The organism is Shewanella sp. ZOR0012, assembly GCF_000798835.1.
GTDB classification, from domain to species: Bacteria; Pseudomonadota; Gammaproteobacteria; order Enterobacterales; family Shewanellaceae; genus Shewanella; species Shewanella xiamenensis.
In genome coordinates this window covers 511,693-530,852 of record NZ_JTLE01000094.1, presented here as the reverse complement: position 1 = coordinate 530,852, position 19,160 = coordinate 511,693, and the positions used below count along the sequence as shown (strand labels likewise).

Below are 19,160 nucleotides of genomic sequence, written 5' to 3'. Positions count from 1 at the left end.
CATGTTATCACCTAAATGGGTTATGAGTGAGATCATAACATTTCTTATTAGGTGGCCAAATTCAGTGTGCCACTACACTCCGAGTTTGTTAGTCTTCTAATCGCTTTTGCTTTGATTGGTTTGATTCTTTCGTTTGCATCTGAGATTCAGGAATTCTCAATAGCTGGAAATATAGTAAAGCTAAAAGAAGTCAAAAAAGATGCTGAAAAATCAATTAGTGAATTGAAAGCGGCAAGAACTGAAACCTATAGATTTTTGCTGATTCTTGCAAAAAGGTATCCAGGAGGTGTCTCAGACGGAGGTACTGTCGATAGTCGAATTGGCGACTTCTGGAATTTATATGATCAAATTGTATCGTTCGGATGCAAAGACGAATTAGCTAGCAATCTATTGGATGTAGTGAACGTTCTGATTAAAGGACAGCTCACTAGAATTTCAAAAAGTAGCGACTCGATAAGCAGTAAATATTCAGGTTCAGATATCATTCCAGAGCCAGCGCAGTTAACGATTGAAGCGTTGGATAATGATTCTGTAGAAAAAGCTGCAAATAGAATGGGTACTGCAGGTGGTAGTGAACAAATGAAGAGAATGCTTATTGTTGGTTTAGACGAGTACAAGAAACTATATGAATTACGTCAGTCGCTGCAAGTACAAATGTAACAAAGCGCTGCTAAGGACAAACCTACGCTTCGGTTCGCCCCAGAGCGCAGCGTTACATGCTATGAAATATATCCTGCTCATTTTGATGTTCGCTACTCAAACGGCTTTTGCTGAAGTAGATCTGGTTAAAGTCGACAAATCCGAAAGGAAAATGTACTTATTGTCGGCTGGTGAAATAGTAAAAGTATATGACGTTGCCCTTGGTGCTAATCCTAAAGGGCATAAAGAACAAGAAGGTGATGAAAAGACCCCTGAAGGTGAATACACGCTTGATTACAAAAAAGAAGACTCTTCATTCTATAGGGCTATGCATGTCAGTTATCCAAACACAGTTGATATAGCTAATGCTGAGAAAAATGGTGTTTCGCCAGGTGGTTTTATTATGGTTCATGGGCAGCGTAATTGGTTAGGTTGGCTTGCTCCAATTGCGCAGCGCTTTAATTGGACAAACGGCTGTATTGCCATTACAAACTCCGAAATGGATGAATTTATGGAATTGGTAAATGTCGGTACCAAAATTCAAATTGAGTAGCAGGCATGTAACAAGTGCAGTCAGCAACGCCCCTTTTGGGCAGGACCTCGCTACGCTCGGCTGCTGCAAGCGTTAACCTCTAGAGCAAGTATGAAGCACATTATTAGTAAAGATTTAGGTATTGAAGCATTCAAAAAGAGATTCTCAGAAATCAGAGAATCCTTTCTGGATTCATTAACAGCAGCTAGCAACGGTTATAAGAACGTAAGATACCTTGCTTGTGATGAAAATGGGGCACCTATTAACTGGGTGTGGGACGATGAAAGCTTCAGCCATAACAAGGAAGAAGGCGCTCTTGAAGATGCGATTCAATTTGCCAATAACATGATAAATAGCGGTATGTGTTTTTCCTTCATGGGGTGTTTATCAGGCTCCGGTGAGCTTGAAGTTTGGCTGACCACTTTTGAATCTCCCATAGAAAAGCCAACATGGCCAAGCAATAAAGAACCCAGATTTGAACTGACTCATGGGGGTGTAACACAAGAATAGCGAAGGGGTAATCAAATGCTAACCATAGAATTTTTAATCCTGACCCTACAATTTAATCCTAACCCCACAAATTGAAGCAAAGCACTTAGCTTACTTTTGCCCCTAAGTTAGATTACTCGAAGATTTTAACGCGCCCCCCATCTGGATAGAAACCTTATCCCTTTAAGAACGCCCTCAATAAAGTCGCGCTCCCAGCCGAACACTTGCTGCTATCTAGATAAGATTTTCATCATTTTGTGAACAGTATCAAATGCAGTAAACGCTAAATTATCAAGAATGTTGTCCTGCCTACCTCTCCCTAACATACCCGACAGCGTTGTAAAGTTTATTTTTTGTTAAGCTAAAAAAACTTTCCCAATCAACACCCGTGCTGAGATTTTGAAAAAAACCAGAGATTACACTAGATTAACTATCGTTAATCAAATAAAAAATCTATTGATAAATCAACCAATAGACCATGACAACAAAAACACAACATTTACATTTTTTCGCGTCGAAAAGGCTTCTTTGCGCAAAGTTTCTACTGTTATACTCGCGTTAGCCGATAAAACAATAATAAAACAAACGAGTAAGGAAGCGCTTTATGTTGGCCCCTGAACTCCTCGAGTTAAGCAGTGACAAAAGCAAGGCGGAATTACGCCTGATCCCCAAAGAGCATGGCCCCATCACCCGTGATGATGTGATGCGCCTGTTATCGCTCCCAGAGTTTTGCTCACTGTATCCACTTGATCAGGCCATCGATAAAGTGGTGGCGCAAACCAACTCTCTGTACCATCAAGAAGATGGTAAATTTGAACTGTTTTCCGTACTGGCTGAACGCCGAGATGGTAGCGTTAAGATTGAAATCAGCCCAGATAAAATGCTCGCCACCATGACCCTAACCGCCCCTTGTGGAGGTAAAGCGGTCGACTTACCTGAAATTCTTACTGAACTTAAAAAAAATAATGTTTGCATGGGCTTAAGCAAACTTAAAATCCAAACCTTGCTGCAAAAAATCACCAAGCTCAAACCCGGCGATAGCTGTCAAAGTGAAATCGCCCAAGGCAAGCACCCAGTAAACGGCCAAAATGCCGTGCTAGAGCGTAAGGTTTCGCTGGCCCGTGAGCGCTTACTCCAGCCGCAGGAGCGCGAAGATGGTACTGTGGATATGCGTAATCTTGGCTCCATGATAATGGTCAAGCCTAACGATATTTTGATGATCAAACACCCAGGGACCGAAGGCTCTCCCGGTTATAACATTAAAGGAGAAGTTCTTAAGCAAAAGCCTGGCAAGGATCTGCCTTTACTAGCTGGAACAGGTACCAGCATCCATCCGAATGATCCCAACAAACTCATCGCCACTGTAGCAGGGCAACCCGTTGAAACCCGCACAGGCATGAATGTTGATGATGTTTTACAGCTAAAAGATGTCGATATCAGCACGGGTCATGTCACCTTTAAAGGCAGTATTTTAATCACAGGTGATGTACACGAAGGCATGATAGTGAAAAGCTCCGGTGATATTACTGTGATGGGCTTTGTCGATTCAGCGACCCTTGAGGCAGAAGGCGATATTACCGTTAGTAAAGGCGTTATTGGTCGGCAAATTCGCGTCAATGAGTTTTCGACTAACCTCACAGCTCAAGGGCAAATCAGCGCCCAGTTTGTGCAATATTCCCAATTAACTGCAAAGGGGAATATTCTGATCACTAAGCAATTACTTCATAGTAATACCAAAACAGCAGGAACCCTGACGATAAGTGACACTAGCGGTCGCCGCGGCGATTTAACTGGTGGCGTCGCCCATGCTGAAAAAGGACTCATTGCCGTTGCCATTGGTGCCACTGCGGGGACAAAAACAGAAGTATTTTGCGCAATGGAGCAAGGCGAGCTCAAGCAAAACCTCAAACAGCTGGAGGAAAGTGTCCAATCAATGGTGATAGCCACCCTCGATATTGAAGCTCGCCTAAAAAGACTTCCCCCAAAATCCGAATGGCAAAATGATCCCGTGATGATTGAGCAGATTAAGATGATGCTCGATGAGAAAAATCGGATTTTAAACGAGCGCACCCGTGAAGAGCTCGAATTTGATAGCCTAAAACAGGAAGTGGAAAGTTATTTCGATAAGTATCACATCGATGTGATTAAGCATGTATTCCTCAATGTCGAATTTCATATTGGCCAAGCTAATCATAGAACTACCCGCGAACATGGCACTTGCTCCATCACCAATCTTAATCAAGAGATTAACTTTGATTACAATGCCAAACCTAAAGCACAAGCGGCAGCCAGTTAAATAACGTTCAAAGCGTTTTACTAAGGGCGCACATGTCATTCAACGTGGCGCGCCCCTTAGGGCTGCTGCTTCAATCATAACCCCCTCATTGTTATCCACGAGTGAATCCTCGCCCAAGAAAATTTCAATGACTTTCTTCTTTGACCTAGTCGGTGGCATACTGCCTACGATTCCCCACGTAAACGCCAGCGTTGGGGGATAAGGATAAATGTGATAGGTTGAAGTAGAACATGGCCCCAGGAATACACATGACTCAAGTAAAAATGGCTGATATTCAATGGCCAGCAGTAGTTAAGCTGACTCAAAATGATGAACTCCTTTATCTTGGCCATCAACGTGATTGGTTAGAACTCGCCTGCCTTTATCAGCATCAATTTATCGATACGGACCTGTTACTCGACAGCTTAGGTAACCAATATTTGATCCGCGCCACCCCAAGCACTATTCATGAAGATCCTATTGGTGAGCTACCTAACCTGCTAAAACAAGAGCACAAATTGCCCCTCACCGATTTTATTAAATGGGTACAAAAGCATGCCAATGCCGTAGGCCAATGCTGTGTGGCCAAATTAGCGTTTACAACATTCGCCCAAGGGATGGAAATCGTCCATAGCTTAGATGACTAAGCAGAAGCAAAGTAAAATCTGATAGGATTCACAGTCTTCAACGAGATGATCCAAAAAGCTAATATCCTCAACCACATTTAGCAGGCATAATTTATCACGAACGGCCCAGCCCGTTATGTCCAAAGCGATTGGTCTGCATACTTTGCCTTAAAGTGCCAAATCAACGCTGGACATCATTCGGATACACCAACAAACGGAACCTAAATTGGAACTACTTAAGATTGACTGCTTAGGCAAATCACTGCGTTTGGAAGGCTCCCTCGCAGGTTGGCAACAACTCTTTTGGGACAATACCTTAGTCTCACAAAAAGCCGCTTCAGTGGATAATGGCGGTCTCAAAGTCCATGAATTTGAACTCACTCAACAGCATAGCCAATTGGCCAGCGAGCATGGCGAAGCGCAAGTTCTTGAGCATAAAATCCTTGTGCGGCTTGAAACCGATGTGGTTTGGCAGCCCTTTAGATTCGACTATCGACTGCTTATTGATGAAGAAGTGATTGCCCAAGGCACTCGTACCGAAAAAGATATCGAACGCCAAACCCCTGAAATCCCAGTGACTACACCACAAAAATTTAGCTTTGTTGGTTTAGCTTCCCTTGGATTTAAGCTACTCAAAAGCGCTAAGGTCATCAAAGTGGTACTCGCGGGCGCGAGTGTGGCGGCCTACTCTTGGTTGTTTTCATTCCAATTTGCCTTGGCACTTATCGCCTGTTTGGTATTCCACGAGTACGGCCATATTCGCGCGATGAAGTACTTTGGGATGAAAACCAAAGGAATTTACCTCATCCCCTTTATGGGGGGACTCGCCCTAAGCGATGAAAAAATTAACACCCGCTGGCAGGATGTGGTCATCTCGATTATGGGGCCAACCTTCGGCCTGTTGATGTCGGTAGGCTCGCTTATCGCTTACCACATGACGGACAATGTCTTTTTTGCAGGGCTAGCAGCTTTTAACGCGCTACTTAACCTGTTTAATTTATTGCCAATTTTACCCCTCGATGGTGGCCATATTTTAAAAAGCATTAGCTTCTCGATGAACAGCATTATGGGGTTAATTGCCTGCGTCATTGGCGCCGCCTTTGGGGTGTATATCAGCTACACCTTAGGCTTAGCCTTGCTCGGTTTCTTGCTACTTATCGGCAGCTTAGAAATTGTATTTGAATGGCGTACTCGTCATCAAAGCCACCTGTTGCCGCTGGACAGATATGGGCAGATATTCTCAACCATTTGGTACTTAGTGACCGTTGCCGCCCTCGTTGGGATTATCTGGCACTTAGCGGGCACGGGCGATGATATGTTAAGCCTGCCACTCCAGATCCTGCGCAGCTAATCTGACTCGCATTAAGAGAAAAGCGAGATAATAAAAAACCGCGATTACTTAAGGCATCGCGGTTTTTATTTATCTAATAATTCAATTAATTATCCGCTAATGGCGGCGCAATATCGCTCCCACCGAGGGCTTGGTAGAGTGTCGCTTGGGCCGTTAATTGGTTATAACGATTCTCCAGCAATGCGGCCTCAGCGCTGCGGCGATTCTCCTGCGCATCAATCCAATTTTGAATGCCGATAGCGCCATGGCGATATTGGCTCTCATAAATCGCTTCAGCCTGGGCAGCGGCGCTAAATTGCTGCTCAAGCTTCTCACCTTGGTAGGCGTATTGCTGCTTGGCCGAGATAGCGTTATCCACATCTTCAAAAGCGCTGTAGAGGGTTTTACGGTAATTCACAATCGCCGTTTGGTAGTCGATATCAGCAAGATCATTGTTGATTTGCATTTGATTCCATTGCAAAAAAGGCAGCACTAAACCCGCACCTAAACTCCCCACGGGATTGCGCAACAGCTCTTTTAGCTCAGAGGTCGACTCACCCACGCTGCCAGTCAAACTCAAACTTGGGAAGTAACTGGCGTAGGTCGCATCCTTACTGGCCAGCGCCGAGCGCAATTGGTACAAAGCCGCCTTCACATCGGGACGACGGCCGACCAATTCGGCGGGAATGCCGACGCCAACCTCAGGCACCGCACCGTCCGGCAATTGCTTGATCTCAACCGCCACTTGCCCCGGGGCGCGATTGAGTAAGATCGCTAGGGCATTTTCGGCTTCAGCTAACTGTTGCAGCAATTGACTGTGGGAAGCCTCTTGCCCCGCTAAACTGCGTTGGGATTCGAGCACATTCAGCTCAGTCACGGCGCCCGAGGCATATTGGCGCTGGGTTAATGCCAGTGTTTGTCGACTATGTTCAATACTCTTATTGCTTAGTTCAATCCGCTGATTCAGATAGCCAATCTGCCAATAGAGGGATGCCGTCGTCGCGACTAAACTTTGCGCAGTGCTCTCCCTATCTTCTAGGCTTGCCAGCGCCGTCCATTGGGCTTGGTCGATATTGGCCGACACTTTACCCCAGAGATCCACTTCATAACTTACCGACAGGTTCGCCTGAAATGTCTTGCTCGAACTGCCGCCCTCCAGCGGTTTATTCATAGACGCGGTATTATTAGAGCTGAGCTGTGGATACAAATCATCCCACGCTAACCCCGCCTGTAAACGCGCCTTTTGCAAGGTTAAAGTCGCAAGAGTCAAATCATTATTGCTGCTAAGCACTTGGCTAATCAGCTGATTTAATTCGGGTTGATTAAACTTATGCCACCAAGGGTCGAGGCTAACTTGACCATTCACTTGGGTGTGCTGCCATTGCTCAGGCACTTGTAATGCCGGCGGCTCAAAGTCGGAGCGCATCAGCGCGCCACAACCCGAGAGCAGCGCAATGCTGGTGGCAATCACGCTGAACTTAAGCGTTGAACCGACACGGCGGCTTAATTCATTTTGATGCGTTAAAACTCGATTATTCATTCAGTTACTCTCTCGCTAGGGCATCAACAGGGTCTAAACGCGCCGCATTACGAGCGGGGAGGAAGCCAAACAACACCCCGATTAAGGTGGAGCAGGCGAAGGCGGCAACAATAGAAGTCGTTGAATAAATCATCTGGAAACTGCCTCCCGCTTGGGCAAACACCACGCCAATCAAATAGGCCAAGGCCACCCCAAGCGCGCCGCCGCACAGACAAACCAACACGGCCTCAATTAAAAACTGCCGCAGAATATCACTCTGGCGCGCCCCAACCGCCATGCGCACGCCAATTTCGCGAGTACGTTCGGTCACTGACACCAACATGATATTCATTACCCCAATGCCACCCACCACGAGGGAAATCACCGCAATAGCCGAGATTAATAGCGTCATGGTCGCGGTGGTTTTCTCGATATTCTGGCGAATGGTATCCGTGTTAATGGTGAAGAAATCCTGTGTACCGTGGCGCATCTTCAGCAGGCTAATAATCCCCTGCTCCGCCGCATTGCTCGGTACGGATTCATCGAGCCTAACAGTAATGCCATCAAGGTATTTCTTGCCTACCATTCGGCCTGATACCGTGGTGTAAGGCACCCACACATTGAGAGCATCACTATTACCAAAGGCGCTTTCCTTAGGCTGAGTGACACCAATAATCCGCACCGGCAAATCCCCGAGGAAGATGACTTCCCCGATGGCAGAGCCCATGACGCCGCTACTGTTAGGGAACAGCTGTTTACGGGTATTTTCATCGATCACCGCATCTTGGGCTAACGCATTAACACTGTCATCGTCCCAAAACTGCCCTTGGGCGAGCTCATAGCCTCTAACCCGGAAGAACTCTGGCCCCACGCCATTCACAGTCGCCGTCACCGCCTTATTGCCATAACGCACCGTCGCGCTCGAACCGATGCTCGGGGTGACGCTATCGACATAGGGTAAGTTTTTCAGTGCATTAGCATCGCTTGCAGTCAAAGTTCGTACCTTTGCCGAACGCCTATCGCCAAAGCCTGAGCCGGGGCGAATGTCTATGGTATTGGTGCCCATTGAACTAATGCTCTTTAAGATTTCCCGCTGCGAGCCTTCACCCAGCGCCACCACAGACACGACTGAAGCGATACCGATAATAATGCCGAGCATAGTTAAAAAGGTGCGCAATCTATGGGTCGACATCGCCAGCAGCGCCATTTTCAGGGCTTCGGCATATCTGTCCCATGCCGCCACGCGGGCGCGCACCTTCGTCTTGGCGGGGATCACTTCAGTCTTAGGCGCAGCCGCAACGTTTGAGGCGGGATTAGGCTCATCGCTGATAATCATCCCGTCCTTAATCTCAATAATACGGTCGGCATGCTGCGCCACATGCATATCGTGGGTCACGATGATAATGGTGTGGCCCTCGCGGTGCAGTTCCTGTAATAACCGCATCATTTCTTCGCCGCTGTGACTATCTAAAGCGCCCGTCGGTTCGTCGGCAAGGATCACATCACCGCCATTCATCAGCGCCCGTGCCACACTCACCCTCTGCTGCTGGCCGCCACTGAGCTGATTCGGCTTATGGTCGAGACGCTCACCTAAACCCAAGCGCGACAATAAGTGCTCAGCGCGCTGTCTACGTTCAAGACGATCTTTACCCGCATACACGGCGGGCACTTCGACGTTACCGACAGCATTTAGATCGCCAAGCAAATGATATCGCTGAAAAATAAAGCCGAAATGCTCACGTCTCAGCTTTGCGAGTTCATCCACATCCATCTGCGAGGTATCTTGGCCATCGATAAAGTACGCGCCCTTTGAGGGTTTATCTAAACAGCCCAAGATATTCATCAGGGTCGACTTACCCGAACCCGAGGCGCCGACAATCGCGACCATCTCACCACGGGCGATGGAAAGATTAACATCTTTGAGTACAGTCAGTTGTTGCTCACCCGCCTGAAAACTGCGGTAGCAAGCTGACACTTCCAGTAATGGCTTAGTCACGCTTAAAACCTCATTGGTGGGCCACGGAACTTCATGGTCGAGCCGTCGGCGGGCATTCCGAGCACCACTTGGTCGCCTTCGTTCAGGCCAGACAGGATTTCGGCATTGATTTTGTTATTAATACCAACAGTTACATCCACATATTGCACTTGGTTATTCACCAATACAGGCACTTGATATTGCGGCCCACGGGACTTGCCTTCCGCTGGCGGAGCCGCTTTATCCCTTGGTTTTACCCTCAGCACTTGCGATGGTACTAACAGCGCATCATCAGACTTGGCAAGCACAATCGAAATCTGCGCCGTCATCCCAATGCGTAGGGTACGGTCGGGGTTTTCGACATCGAACAGGCCATGGTAATAAATGGCGTCTGAATCGCTCGAGCTCATATTGCTATCGTCACCATCCATTGACGTCGGGCCAGGCTCAATCGCCCTTAAAGTGCCGCGATAGGGATGGTTAGGTCTACCAAGAATAGTGAAATACACTGGCTGTCCTGGGCGCACATTGACGATATCGGCTTCGGAGATCTGCGCCTTGACCGTCATGGTATCGAGCTGCGCCATCTCGACTATGGTTGGTGTGGTTTGATTGGCGTTAACGGTTTGACCCACTTCGACCGCAGAGTAAACGACGGTGCCATCCATAGGCGCAGTGATCTTGGTATAACCTAAATCGATTCTGGCACTGTCGACATTAATTTCAGCCTGTTGTTTCTGCGCTTCTAACTGCTCAAGCTCGGCTTGATACACCGTGAGCGTGGCTTCGGCGGCTTCAAAGTCTGCGCGGGAGCTGGCCTTATCGGCGAGCATTTGCTGCTGACGGGTATATTCGAGTTTTGCCTGACGTATTTGTGCCTGCTTAGCACGATACTGAGCATTGATGTTTTTAAGGGATGCCAGCGCATTTTGCAGGCTGTTTTGCTGGGCAAGACTGTCGATTTGCGCGATAAGATCGCCCTTTTTCACCTCTTGGCCTAGCTCCACAGGCAAACTCAGAATTTGCCCCGAGACCTGCGCGCCCACACTCACCAGCTTGGAGGCCTGCAACATGCCGTTGGCAAGCACCGAGTTTTCAATATCGCCGCGTCTAACGGGCTCCGTCACATAGCTTGGGGCCGCCTCGGGTTTATGCAACAGAAAATAAGCGCCGCCCCCAAGGAGGATGAGGCCGCTTAGGATCAATATCAATTTACGCTTTGAGGATTTTTTCATCTGAATCTAGGTGTCCATCAATGCCAATGGGCGCAAGCGTGTATCTTGCGGGAAGAAAAATAGTGCAGCCAGTATATAGAGTTAGCTAAGCGCAGTAGACGAAGGAAGTGTCGATATCAGGTAAAGATTTGCAAATATCTGTGTAGAAGTTTGCGCCCTAGACCTTTAAATATACGGATAACACTTTGAACCATATAAATCCGTGTTACTTGAGATTGTCTGCATACCTCAAACTAAAGGGTCATGGCGTGAAACGCTGATTTTTATAAGCAAAGGTCTGTATAAACAACCAATAGCAAAACAGGGATACCTTAGGTATCCCTGTTGTTTACGCTATGCCAAAGAGGCATTCATTGCAGATTTTACAGTGCTTAGCCAAGGCGGCGACGTAGTTCACGGGTCGCATCGACCATGTTTTTCAGCGCGGGTTCGACTTCAGCCCAAGTGCGTGTCTTAAGGCCGCAATCGGGGTTAACCCACAGTTGGCGCACTGGCACTTTTTGCGCCGCTTTTTCAATAAGGTGCACCATGGCCTCAACACTTGGCGTATTGGGCGAGTGGATATCGTAAACGCCAGGGCCAATTTCATTTGGATATTCAAAATCTTCAAAGGCGTTGAGCAGTTCCATGCGTGAGCGCGAAGTCTCGATGGTGATCACGTCCGCATCCATGGCGGCAATCGCGGCAATCGTATCGTTAAACTCGCTGTAACACATATGGGTATGGATTTGGGTTTCATCAATCACACCCGCCGCACTCAGTTTAAAGGCATTCACCGCCCAATCTAAGTAAGCCTGCCACTCGCTTTGCTTTAATGGCAATCCTTCACGGAAGGCTGGCTCATCAATTTGAATAATGCCAATACCTGCATTTTGTAAATCCACCACTTCATCACGAATTGCCAGCGCCAATTGGGTGGCAATGGTATCGCGGCTGATATCTTCACGGGCAAACGACCAATGTAGAATCGTCACCGGGCCCGTTAGCATGCCTTTGACGGGTTTGTCCGTCAGGCTTTGGGCAAATACAGCCCAATCAACCGTCATGGCTTTCGGGCGACTCACATCACCATAAATCAATGGCGGCTTAACGCAACGAGAACCATAACTCTGTACCCAACCATTTTTGGTAAAGCCCACACCTTCGAGCTGCTCACCGAAGTATTCCACCATGTCATTACGCTCGGCCTCACCGTGTACCAGCACATCGATACCAAGTTTAAGCTGGCGGTCTATGGTATCGCGGGTCACTTGCTGCAACTGCTCAGTATATTGAGCATCGCTTAGCTCACCCTTGCGCCATCGACTACGTAGTCCACGGATTGCCGGTGTTTGTGGGAATGAGCCAATCGTAGTTGTTGGCAACAATGGCAAACGGTACTTACGCTGCTGCACCGCTTGGCGCTCAGTAAATTCGCTCACACGTTCATAGTCGGCTGGGGTCAGCGCATTCACACGGGCGATCACTTTAGCATCCGCCGCCTGTGCTTTAGCCTCACGGCGAGCCACGCAGGTGTTAACTATCGCTTTGGCCGCGACAGACTCAGGGGCCAGCAGCAATTGACGCACATTCGCCAGTTCCAACAGCTTTTGCTTAGCAAATGCGAGCTGCTGACGTAGCGCCGGCGCGAGCGTTGTCTCTACCTCTAAATCCACAGGGCTGTGCAGCAGTGAACACGAAGTGCCAATCCATAAACGCTGGCCTAAGTCTCTGGCAACACTGCCGATACGCTCGACAATCTGATCAACCTCTGCCGCCCACACGTTACGGCCATTAACTACGCCAGCTGACAGAATTTGATCTGGTCTTAATGCATTAGCAAACAAGGCCAATTGTTCAGGGGCAGTCACTAAATCTAGGTGCACCCCCGCCACCGGCAGCGCGGAAACCAATGCCTGATGATGGCTAATGCTGCCATAGTAACTGGTGAGTAAAATCTTCACTTGAGCCGTTTTAAGCGCTTGATAAGCTTCGCTAATCGCTGCTTGCCAATCGGCGGCTAATTCGAGCGCCAAAATCGGCTCTTCAAGTTGCACCCAAGTCACGCCCTGCGCAGCAAAACGCGCGAGAATGTCGGCATAGGCCTTTAACAGATTTGGCAATAGGCTGAGTTTATCGAAATCCTGCTCCACGGTTTTGGCCAGATACAAGTAACTCACAGGGCCTAACAACACAGGCTTGGCTTGATAACCTAATGACTGCGCCTCGGCCACTTCATCAAAAAACTGCTCATAAGCGATAGAGAACACTTGGTCTTGCTTAAGCTCTGGCACTAAGTAGTGATAGTTAGTGTTGAAATACTTAGTCATTTCCGAGGCTGGCGCATCGATGCCACTTGGTGCGCGGCCACGGGCAACGCGGAATAAGGTATCAAGATCGATAGCACCCTCACCACGGTGGCGATCGGGGATAGCGTTTAGGGTCGCACTCAGGGTTAACACTTGATCGTAAAAGGCAAAATCCCCTACTGGCACTTGCTCAATTCCCGCAGCCACTTGCCATTGCCAATGGGTGCGCCGCAACTCCTTAGCCACCTCATGCAGTTCAGCTTGAGTGCTCTCACCACGCCAGTATTTTTCAAGGGCAAACTTTAATTCACGACGACGCCCGATACGGGGAAAACCAAGACTGTTTAATTGCATACCATATCTTCCTTTATTTGAGATAAGCCATATTCGGCACTAGCACCCAGCTGATGGTGTTTTCTTGGCAACTTTTCGCATTTAAGCCTAGATAAATCACAATGGGCGTCTGGACGTCTAGAAGTTTATTGTGATAGTCTCTATGCCAGCAACCGAATTGATTTCAAGCACAACATGAGCGAAATTCACTTGGAGTGATCATGATCGAACTAAGACATCTGCGAACCTTAATGGCCCTGAAGGAAAGTGGCAGCTTGGCGGGCGCAGCCAAAAAACGTTTTGTCACCCAATCGGCTCTCTCCCATCAAATTAAGGAGTTAGAGCAACGAATTAACTCGCCCATTTTTGTGCGTAAGAGCAAACCGCTCTCCTTTACTCAGGAAGGTGCACGCCTGTTGCACCTCGCCGAGGAGATCCTGCCTAAGGTGTTAGAGACGGAAACCGATCTCAAAAATGGGCTGGAAACTGAAACCAATCAGCTCAGAGTCGGGATTGAATGCCACAGCTGTTTTCGCTGGTTAATGCCAGTGATGGAGCAATTTAGGCAAGATCATCCCCAAGCAGAGTTAGATCTCTCAAGCCGTCATCTATTCGACTCGCTCAATGCCCTAGAAATGGGCGAACTGGATATAGTGCTGACCTCAGATCCCGTGCCAGGTCACTCGCTCGCCTATCAGCATTTGTTTGATTTTGAAGTGAAGTTAGTGGTTGCTAAGGATCATCCCTTAGCGAAAGAAGCCTATGTTACACCCAAGCAATTGGCGCGCTTGCCGATAATCAGTTATCCGGTGCCACTGGCGCGTTTAGATATTTACCGCCACTTTTTAGAGCCCGCGGGCATAGAAGCCGGCGAGCAAAAAACCTGTGATTTGACCATGATGTTATTGCAGCGCATCGCCTGTAAGGACGGTATCGCCGCCCTACCCAATTGGTCTATCAATGAGGGACATGGTTTGAGTTTAGCTTCAGTCAAACTCGGCCAAGAAGGCTTAAAACGCCCGCTATTTGGGGCTTATCGCCGCCACAGCGCGAACTCGGCCTTAGTGCAAAACTGGCTGCAACTAGTAGCAAGCGAAGGCTTAGCCCGCCAGCAAAAAACCAATTAAGCGTTGAAATATTTAACAAAAAAGCCTGCTATTGCAGGCTTTGTTTTTATGGGTGGTGCTTAGAGCGGGTTAAGCAATAAACCACGCATTGACAATACCCGGCGCAGAATTAACCCGGGGGAATTTTGATTACGGGTCTGGCGCAGATTGTGGGCGATCATAAACTCTTGGCGCAGATCTTGGTCAAGATCTAAGGCTTCAAAGGCTTCGATGGTTAAGGTTTGTTGCTGATTATCGATCAAAGACTTAATCACACTTAGCGGGAAAGATTGCTCAGAGCTGGCATTCAAATAAGCAAATGCGGTTAAGGCAATAATCTGGCCGAACACACTAAACAGCGCCAAGGTTTGCACCTCATCGGGGTCGATATCGACATCCGGCATATCAACTAAGCTGTCAACCGCATCAGTTGCTATATTTTCCGTGAGTTTCCAATAACCTTGCACCAACTTCTTATAGGGTTGAGGCAATTCATCGAGGCGTTCTTTCAAATAAAATGTAAAGGCGTAACGGTAAATATTAACTTGGCCCAAACGAATTAAGGCATCTTTTAAAGAGCGAGACTTAGGGCTAACCACACCAGAAGCTTGCGCCGAATTGCTGCGCATCAACATATGGGCCGCTAACGCGGGATCACTCGAAATAATATCGATCACATTACGAATATCGCCTTCGGCAAGAATGGCCTTTTTCAGTGGAATTAAGATCCCACGGCGGCCAATGACTTGCTCTTCATTCGCTATGATGGCTCTCACTTGAGTAAAAACCTGTTGCTCAAGATCTGTCATAGGACACTTTACACCTGTTAATTAGCTATAAGATGATTCGAATACCGCTCACATCATACCCAAACTACAAAGAATTTCAGCACTAAGTCGTAGAATAATTGCGTTAACCCTAAAGATGATGTGCTTTACAGTATAAGCAACGACTTAGCCTGTATTACACCCGTAAAAATGATTTTTCTCTGCACCCAACAGCAGAAATAACAAAGCCAGACAACGTCTGGCTTTAAAATGCGCTAAATCACTTAATTATCAGGATTCGGCTTAGAAGCGGTAACCTACCGTCAAGCGAATATCACGGCCTCGGCCTGAGTAATAGCCGTCATAGGTTCCACCAGCATAATAACCAGCACTGACATAGTCTTTATCAAACAGGTTATCGATACGCAGGCTCGCTAACCAAGCGTCACGGGTATAGTTAAGTGCCAAGTTACCTAAGACATAACTAGCCAATTTATCGCCTTGGTTAGCATTATCGCCTTCGATAAAGCGATCGCCCGTATAAATCGCCTCGGCAAAGACTTGAAAATGTTCGGCAAAATCCATGCTGACATAACCGCGTCCCGAATGCTCGGCCACCCAAGACAATTTCTTGCCATCATTTACCCCATCGGTAAATTCGGCATCGATATAGTTGTACTCAAGACCTAGTTGCAACGCTTTAGTCACCTGCCAATCCCAATCGGCACTCGCGCCATAACGGCGTGAAGCATCGGCATTGACGTTAGCGCCTTGGAAGCTGCCCCCAACAGGTTTTTCAGCACTCGGGTCGAAGACAATTTCATCTTCTAAATCGAGGCGGTATAGGCTCACTCGCAAAGTTTGGCTGGCAACAGCCCAATCCCAACCAGCTTCATAGGAGCGGCCGGTCTGCGGCTTTAAGCCATACACATCTTTCGGAGTGTAGGCTTGCTCATCCACCTTAGCGAAACGGAAGTTTTCATCGCCACGTAGATAGAATCTGTGCTCGGCGCTCGGACGGTAATTTAAACCGAACTCGAATGCAGTGGCATCTTCATCTAAATCAATACCGTTTGGATACACATTGCCATCGACCAGATCGTCAGTCACCCGCGCGTAACGTCCGCCCACCACATAGCTTAAGGTGTGACTTAACGGCACAGTGGCTTGCAGGTAAGCACTTTGCATATCCTGCACGTTACTGCGCGCCATAGAGTCAAACTCGGCTTTACCGCGGCTGATATCCAAACCAGTCACTAGGTTTAGCTCACCTTGACGGGTACTGTAGTTGGCAAGCGCCTTAGGGCTAAACATCAGCAGTGAGCGAGTATTATGGCTCTGGCCCCAATTGAGTGAGCTGACTAAGGTATCGCTGTAATCTAGATCCGCCGCTAATGCCCAGTTTTGATTAAGCTGATGCTGATAGCCCGTACGCGCCGCAGTGGTCATTTCATGGGAATATTGCTTATCGTTCCCAGAGTAACGTGGGTTGTCTTTAAATTGATCTTTAGTCAATGCCCCTGGATTTTCGCGGTCATCATCGTAATAGCTGGTTTCGACAAAGAAAGAATCAGTCGCCGTTTTATATTGAATGCGGCCAAGGATAGAGCCCGTTTCATTGGCATTATGCTGACGATAGTTGTCACCTTGGTTGTAGCTTCCGGTCAAGAAATAGCGCCAATCCTTGTTGATTGCGCCAGACACATCGCCGCGACCTTCATAGGTATTAAAGCTACCGCCGGATAATTGCACGCTGCCACCCGTATTCTCAGGCGATTTAGTCACAATATTGATCACGCCACCCACGGCTTGATCGCCATAGAGCACGCCCGCACTGCCGGATAAAATCTCGATGCGTTCAACCTGATTTAAGGGAATTGCATTCAGGCTAGGCGCAGCAATATCAATGTTATTCAGACGGCGACCATCGAGCAAAATCAAGGTGTTGTTTACCGCAGCGCTGGCGCTAAAACCGCGCATCGCAAAGCTAGTACCAATATTGTTATCCGAAATTTGAATACCGCTCTGACCACGTAAGACGTCAGTCAAATTAGTCGCGCCACTCATTTCAATCGCCGCAGCATCAATCACATTCACATTAGCGGCAATATTTAACGGGGTCTTATCAGCACGACCAATCACCACGATATGCTCATCGACGTTGGCGGCATGAGTTTCATCAGCAGCCACAGCGGGCGCGATAATTGATACACTGCAAAGGCTGCCAATCAGCAGCGCAATTTTGGTTGGATGTGTTCCCATTTTACCTTTAACTCCTACAAGGAAAACGGGGCATTAGCGCCACGATACCGTTGATTCAGTAGAAAACACTGATAGTCACTATCGCATTTTGAGATCTGCCCACCGAAATCTCAAAAACACCTTTAGGGCCGGTCTCCGGACTTAGGCTATATCCATCTCAACTTGAGATGAACGCGAAACTGACCTTTACACACTCGATTTCAGTGTTCATCGTGAACGCCTATCAAATGCGGTCGTCTCTCACCTTTTACCGTTGCGGGGGCAGTGCCAGAATTTCACTGGCTTCCCGATTATCTCGCGACTTCATCATCGCAAGCACCACAGAAGGTTGACTCAAAATTAGGTTCAAAGGGCGTCAAACCTGTTAACGCCCAACAAGGCTCAGAATATTAAAGACCTAAGCGCGCGCATTATAGACGTCTATACGGATGAAAGTCCATTAATCTCAGATTGGCGAGAAAGCTCACATGAGTTAGAAAACGCCATCCCAGTTTTTTGCCGCTGGTTGGGGTCTGTCTTTACTTAAAATCGCCTGACGCTGCTCAGGGGTTTCGCATTGGGCAACCGGGCTTAAATCCAGCGGCTTAATCACTAACGAGTCAGCAGGTTGCACAGGCGACTTGTCGAACATGGGCAAATTCATCGACCAAGAGACCAACTCCCCCTTGTCGCTAATGCCAACATAACCGTCATTTGCGCCATCTAACCACGTGAGACGCGGAATACGTGCCATTAACTTTTCCACATTATCACGGTTGGCGCGATATCCAACGGGCACCACTTTGCCATCGGGACGCGTAAACACAAAGGAGGATGGTCCTTGAGTAATAACACTTCCTTCCTGCCAATATTTATCAAGAATCTCTTGGGCATAGTGAAACCCAAACATATACGCGTAGTCAGTGTCGTCGGCCACAATTTGCGGCACGGCCTTATCCCGCAGTAATAAAAACCCTGAGCCGACACTGATAATCTCCTTCACGCCTGTAATGTCGGTTTTTTTAATCCAATCGACACCACAGTTAATGCCATCGCCCCAAAAATGCGCATCCCCCGTAGGACTTAAAATCGCAAAGGCACAATTGTTTGCCGTCATACTCGCCACATCCTTTAAGGCGCTGCGGATCGAGTAAGCATCACTGCGCCAGCCCCAACTCACCACAGTACCGTCCTTTTTCAAGGCGGCATAGGTGTGTTGAAAATATTCGATCTTCGCCACATCCGTAAGCTGCGGGAGTAACTTTTTCATATTGGTCGACTCTTCAACCTGCCCCCAAATCACAGCACTGCCCTGTTTTTTAAGGGCGACAAAACTGCGTCCTCTGGCAAAGATATCGACGACATCAACTAATTGATCCTGCACATGCAAACTATTGCCGCCGTAGGGGCCATAACCCCAAGTATGTACCTTGCCTGTGGCATCTAGCGCGGCAATGGCCTCTTGATTGGCGAACAACTTGGTAATATTGGTCATGCGGTTTTGTAGGGCTTTGTCGAGGCGATATTTCCCCGCATTGCCCCAGAACACCACAGTGCCATCTTGACGTAACGCGGCAAACCCATCTTTAATCGAGACGATTTGCTTAACTTGCTTAAGCTGCTCAGTCACCTCGCGGCTATCGCCACCAGCATAGCTATCACCCCAAGTGATCACCTCACCGGATTGTGTTAACGCCGCAAAGGCCGAACTATTGGTGACCACAGTCTCGACAGCGGGTAAATCACAGGGAATATGGCGGTACTGTGGACTCGGATTTTCCTTAAATTGGAGCAGTTTACCGTTA

14 protein-coding genes and 1 riboswitch are annotated in these 19,160 nt (G+C 47.9%); of the genes, 7 read left to right on the top strand and 7 right to left on the bottom strand.

Going from position 1 to position 19,160, the window contains the following annotated elements:
• The first annotated feature begins 66 nt into the window (after nucleotides 1-66).
• From L976_RS22220 to L976_RS04145, 6 genes are all read left to right on the top strand, one after another.
• A complete protein-coding gene (locus tag L976_RS22220) occupies nucleotides 67-660 on the top strand; it encodes a hypothetical protein (RefSeq protein WP_156143148.1) in 594 nt (197 codons plus the stop codon).
• Between the two features lie 61 nt (nucleotides 661-721).
• Nucleotides 722-1,192: a L,D-transpeptidase family protein gene (locus L976_RS04165; RefSeq protein ID WP_047534559.1), complete on the top strand. Its 471-nt coding sequence runs from the start codon at nucleotides 722-724 to the stop codon at nucleotides 1,190-1,192.
• 90 nt (nucleotides 1,193-1,282) lie between these two features.
• Nucleotides 1,283-1,681: a hypothetical protein gene (locus L976_RS04160; RefSeq protein ID WP_047534556.1), complete on the top strand. Its 399-nt coding sequence runs from the start codon at nucleotides 1,283-1,285 to the stop codon at nucleotides 1,679-1,681.
• A gap of 583 nt (nucleotides 1,682-2,264) precedes the next feature.
• Nucleotides 2,265-3,956, top strand: a complete 1,692-nt coding sequence (locus L976_RS04155) for a DUF342 domain-containing protein (RefSeq protein WP_047534553.1) — start codon at nucleotides 2,265-2,267, stop codon at nucleotides 3,954-3,956.
• A 248-nt stretch (nucleotides 3,957-4,204) separates the two neighbouring features.
• Nucleotides 4,205-4,582 (top strand): DUF4144 domain-containing protein, encoded by a 378-nt coding sequence (locus tag L976_RS04150; protein WP_047534550.1) that lies wholly within the window; start codon nucleotides 4,205-4,207, stop codon nucleotides 4,580-4,582.
• A 205-nt stretch (nucleotides 4,583-4,787) separates the two neighbouring features.
• A complete protein-coding gene (locus L976_RS04145) occupies nucleotides 4,788-5,912 on the top strand; it encodes a site-2 protease family protein (RefSeq protein ID WP_047534546.1) in 1,125 nt (374 codons plus the stop codon).
• Nucleotides 5,913-5,997: 85 nt separating this feature from the next.
• On the opposite strand, the gene L976_RS04140 is transcribed toward L976_RS04145, so the two are convergent.
• The 4 genes from L976_RS04140 to metE form a co-directional block, all read right to left on the bottom strand.
• Nucleotides 5,998-7,431, bottom strand: coding sequence for an efflux transporter outer membrane subunit (locus L976_RS04140; protein WP_047534542.1), 1,434 nt, complete (start codon nucleotides 7,429-7,431; stop codon nucleotides 5,998-6,000).
• 4 nt (nucleotides 7,432-7,435) lie between these two features.
• The gene (locus L976_RS04135; protein WP_047534539.1) at nucleotides 7,436-9,406 is read right to left on the bottom strand and encodes a MacB family efflux pump subunit; all 1,971 of its coding nucleotides are present in this window, start codon (nucleotides 9,404-9,406) and stop codon (nucleotides 7,436-7,438) included.
• Between the two features lie 2 nt (nucleotides 9,407-9,408).
• Nucleotides 9,409-10,620: an efflux RND transporter periplasmic adaptor subunit gene (locus L976_RS04130; RefSeq protein WP_047534536.1), complete on the bottom strand. Its 1,212-nt coding sequence runs from the start codon at nucleotides 10,618-10,620 to the stop codon at nucleotides 9,409-9,411.
• 371 nt (nucleotides 10,621-10,991) lie between these two features.
• Nucleotides 10,992-13,262, bottom strand: a complete 2,271-nt coding sequence (gene metE / locus L976_RS04125; RefSeq protein WP_047534533.1) for a 5-methyltetrahydropteroyltriglutamate--homocysteine S-methyltransferase — start codon at nucleotides 13,260-13,262, stop codon at nucleotides 10,992-10,994.
• A 200-nt stretch (nucleotides 13,263-13,462) separates the two neighbouring features.
• Here metE and L976_RS04120 point away from each other — a divergent pair, with 200 nt between their 5' ends.
• Nucleotides 13,463-14,368: a LysR family transcriptional regulator gene (locus L976_RS04120; protein ID WP_047534531.1), complete on the top strand. Its 906-nt coding sequence runs from the start codon at nucleotides 13,463-13,465 to the stop codon at nucleotides 14,366-14,368.
• 59 nt (nucleotides 14,369-14,427) lie between these two features.
• Here the strand turns inward: L976_RS04120 and L976_RS04115 are convergent, their stop codons facing one another.
• The 3 genes from L976_RS04115 to L976_RS04105 form a co-directional block, all read right to left on the bottom strand.
• On the bottom strand, nucleotides 14,428-15,156 hold the full coding sequence (locus tag L976_RS04115; protein WP_037414412.1) for an HDOD domain-containing protein: 729 nt from the start codon (nucleotides 15,154-15,156) through the stop codon (nucleotides 14,428-14,430).
• A gap of 261 nt (nucleotides 15,157-15,417) precedes the next feature.
• Complete coding sequence (locus L976_RS04110) at nucleotides 15,418-17,376, bottom strand: TonB-dependent receptor (RefSeq protein WP_047534524.1); 1,959 nt, start codon at nucleotides 17,374-17,376, stop codon at nucleotides 15,418-15,420.
• A 109-nt stretch (nucleotides 17,377-17,485) separates the two neighbouring features.
• Nucleotides 17,486-17,714, bottom strand: a riboswitch (cobalamin riboswitch).
• 134 nt (nucleotides 17,715-17,848) lie between these two features.
• The coding region (locus L976_RS04105) for a hypothetical protein (protein WP_047540128.1) at nucleotides 17,849-19,160 on the bottom strand (1,312 nt) is incomplete at its 5' end.

Bases quoted from the DNA above. Each gene is read 5' to 3' on its own strand.
- L976_RS04140 (WP_047534542.1), bottom strand. From the start codon at position 7,431: ATGAATAATCGAGTTTTAACGCATCAAAATGAATTAAGCCGCCGTGTC.
- L976_RS04120 (WP_047534531.1), top strand. From the start codon at position 13,463: ATGATCGAACTAAGACATCTGCGAACCTTAATGGCCCTGAAGGAAAGT.
- metE (WP_047534533.1), bottom strand. From the start codon at position 13,262: ATGCAATTAAACAGTCTTGGTTTTCCCCGTATCGGGCGTCGTCGTGAA.
- L976_RS04110 (WP_047534524.1), bottom strand. From the start codon at position 17,376: ATGGGAACACATCCAACCAAAATTGCGCTGCTGATTGGCAGCCTTTGC.
- L976_RS04155 (WP_047534553.1), top strand. From the start codon at position 2,265: ATGTTGGCCCCTGAACTCCTCGAGTTAAGCAGTGACAAAAGCAAGGCG.
- L976_RS04115 (WP_037414412.1), bottom strand. From the start codon at position 15,156: ATGACAGATCTTGAGCAACAGGTTTTTACTCAAGTGAGAGCCATCATA.
- L976_RS04165 (WP_047534559.1), top strand. From the start codon at position 722: ATGAAATATATCCTGCTCATTTTGATGTTCGCTACTCAAACGGCTTTT.
- L976_RS04150 (WP_047534550.1), top strand. From the start codon at position 4,205: ATGACTCAAGTAAAAATGGCTGATATTCAATGGCCAGCAGTAGTTAAG.
- L976_RS04130 (WP_047534536.1), bottom strand. From the start codon at position 10,620: ATGAAAAAATCCTCAAAGCGTAAATTGATATTGATCCTAAGCGGCCTC.
- L976_RS04160 (WP_047534556.1), top strand. From the start codon at position 1,283: ATGAAGCACATTATTAGTAAAGATTTAGGTATTGAAGCATTCAAAAAG.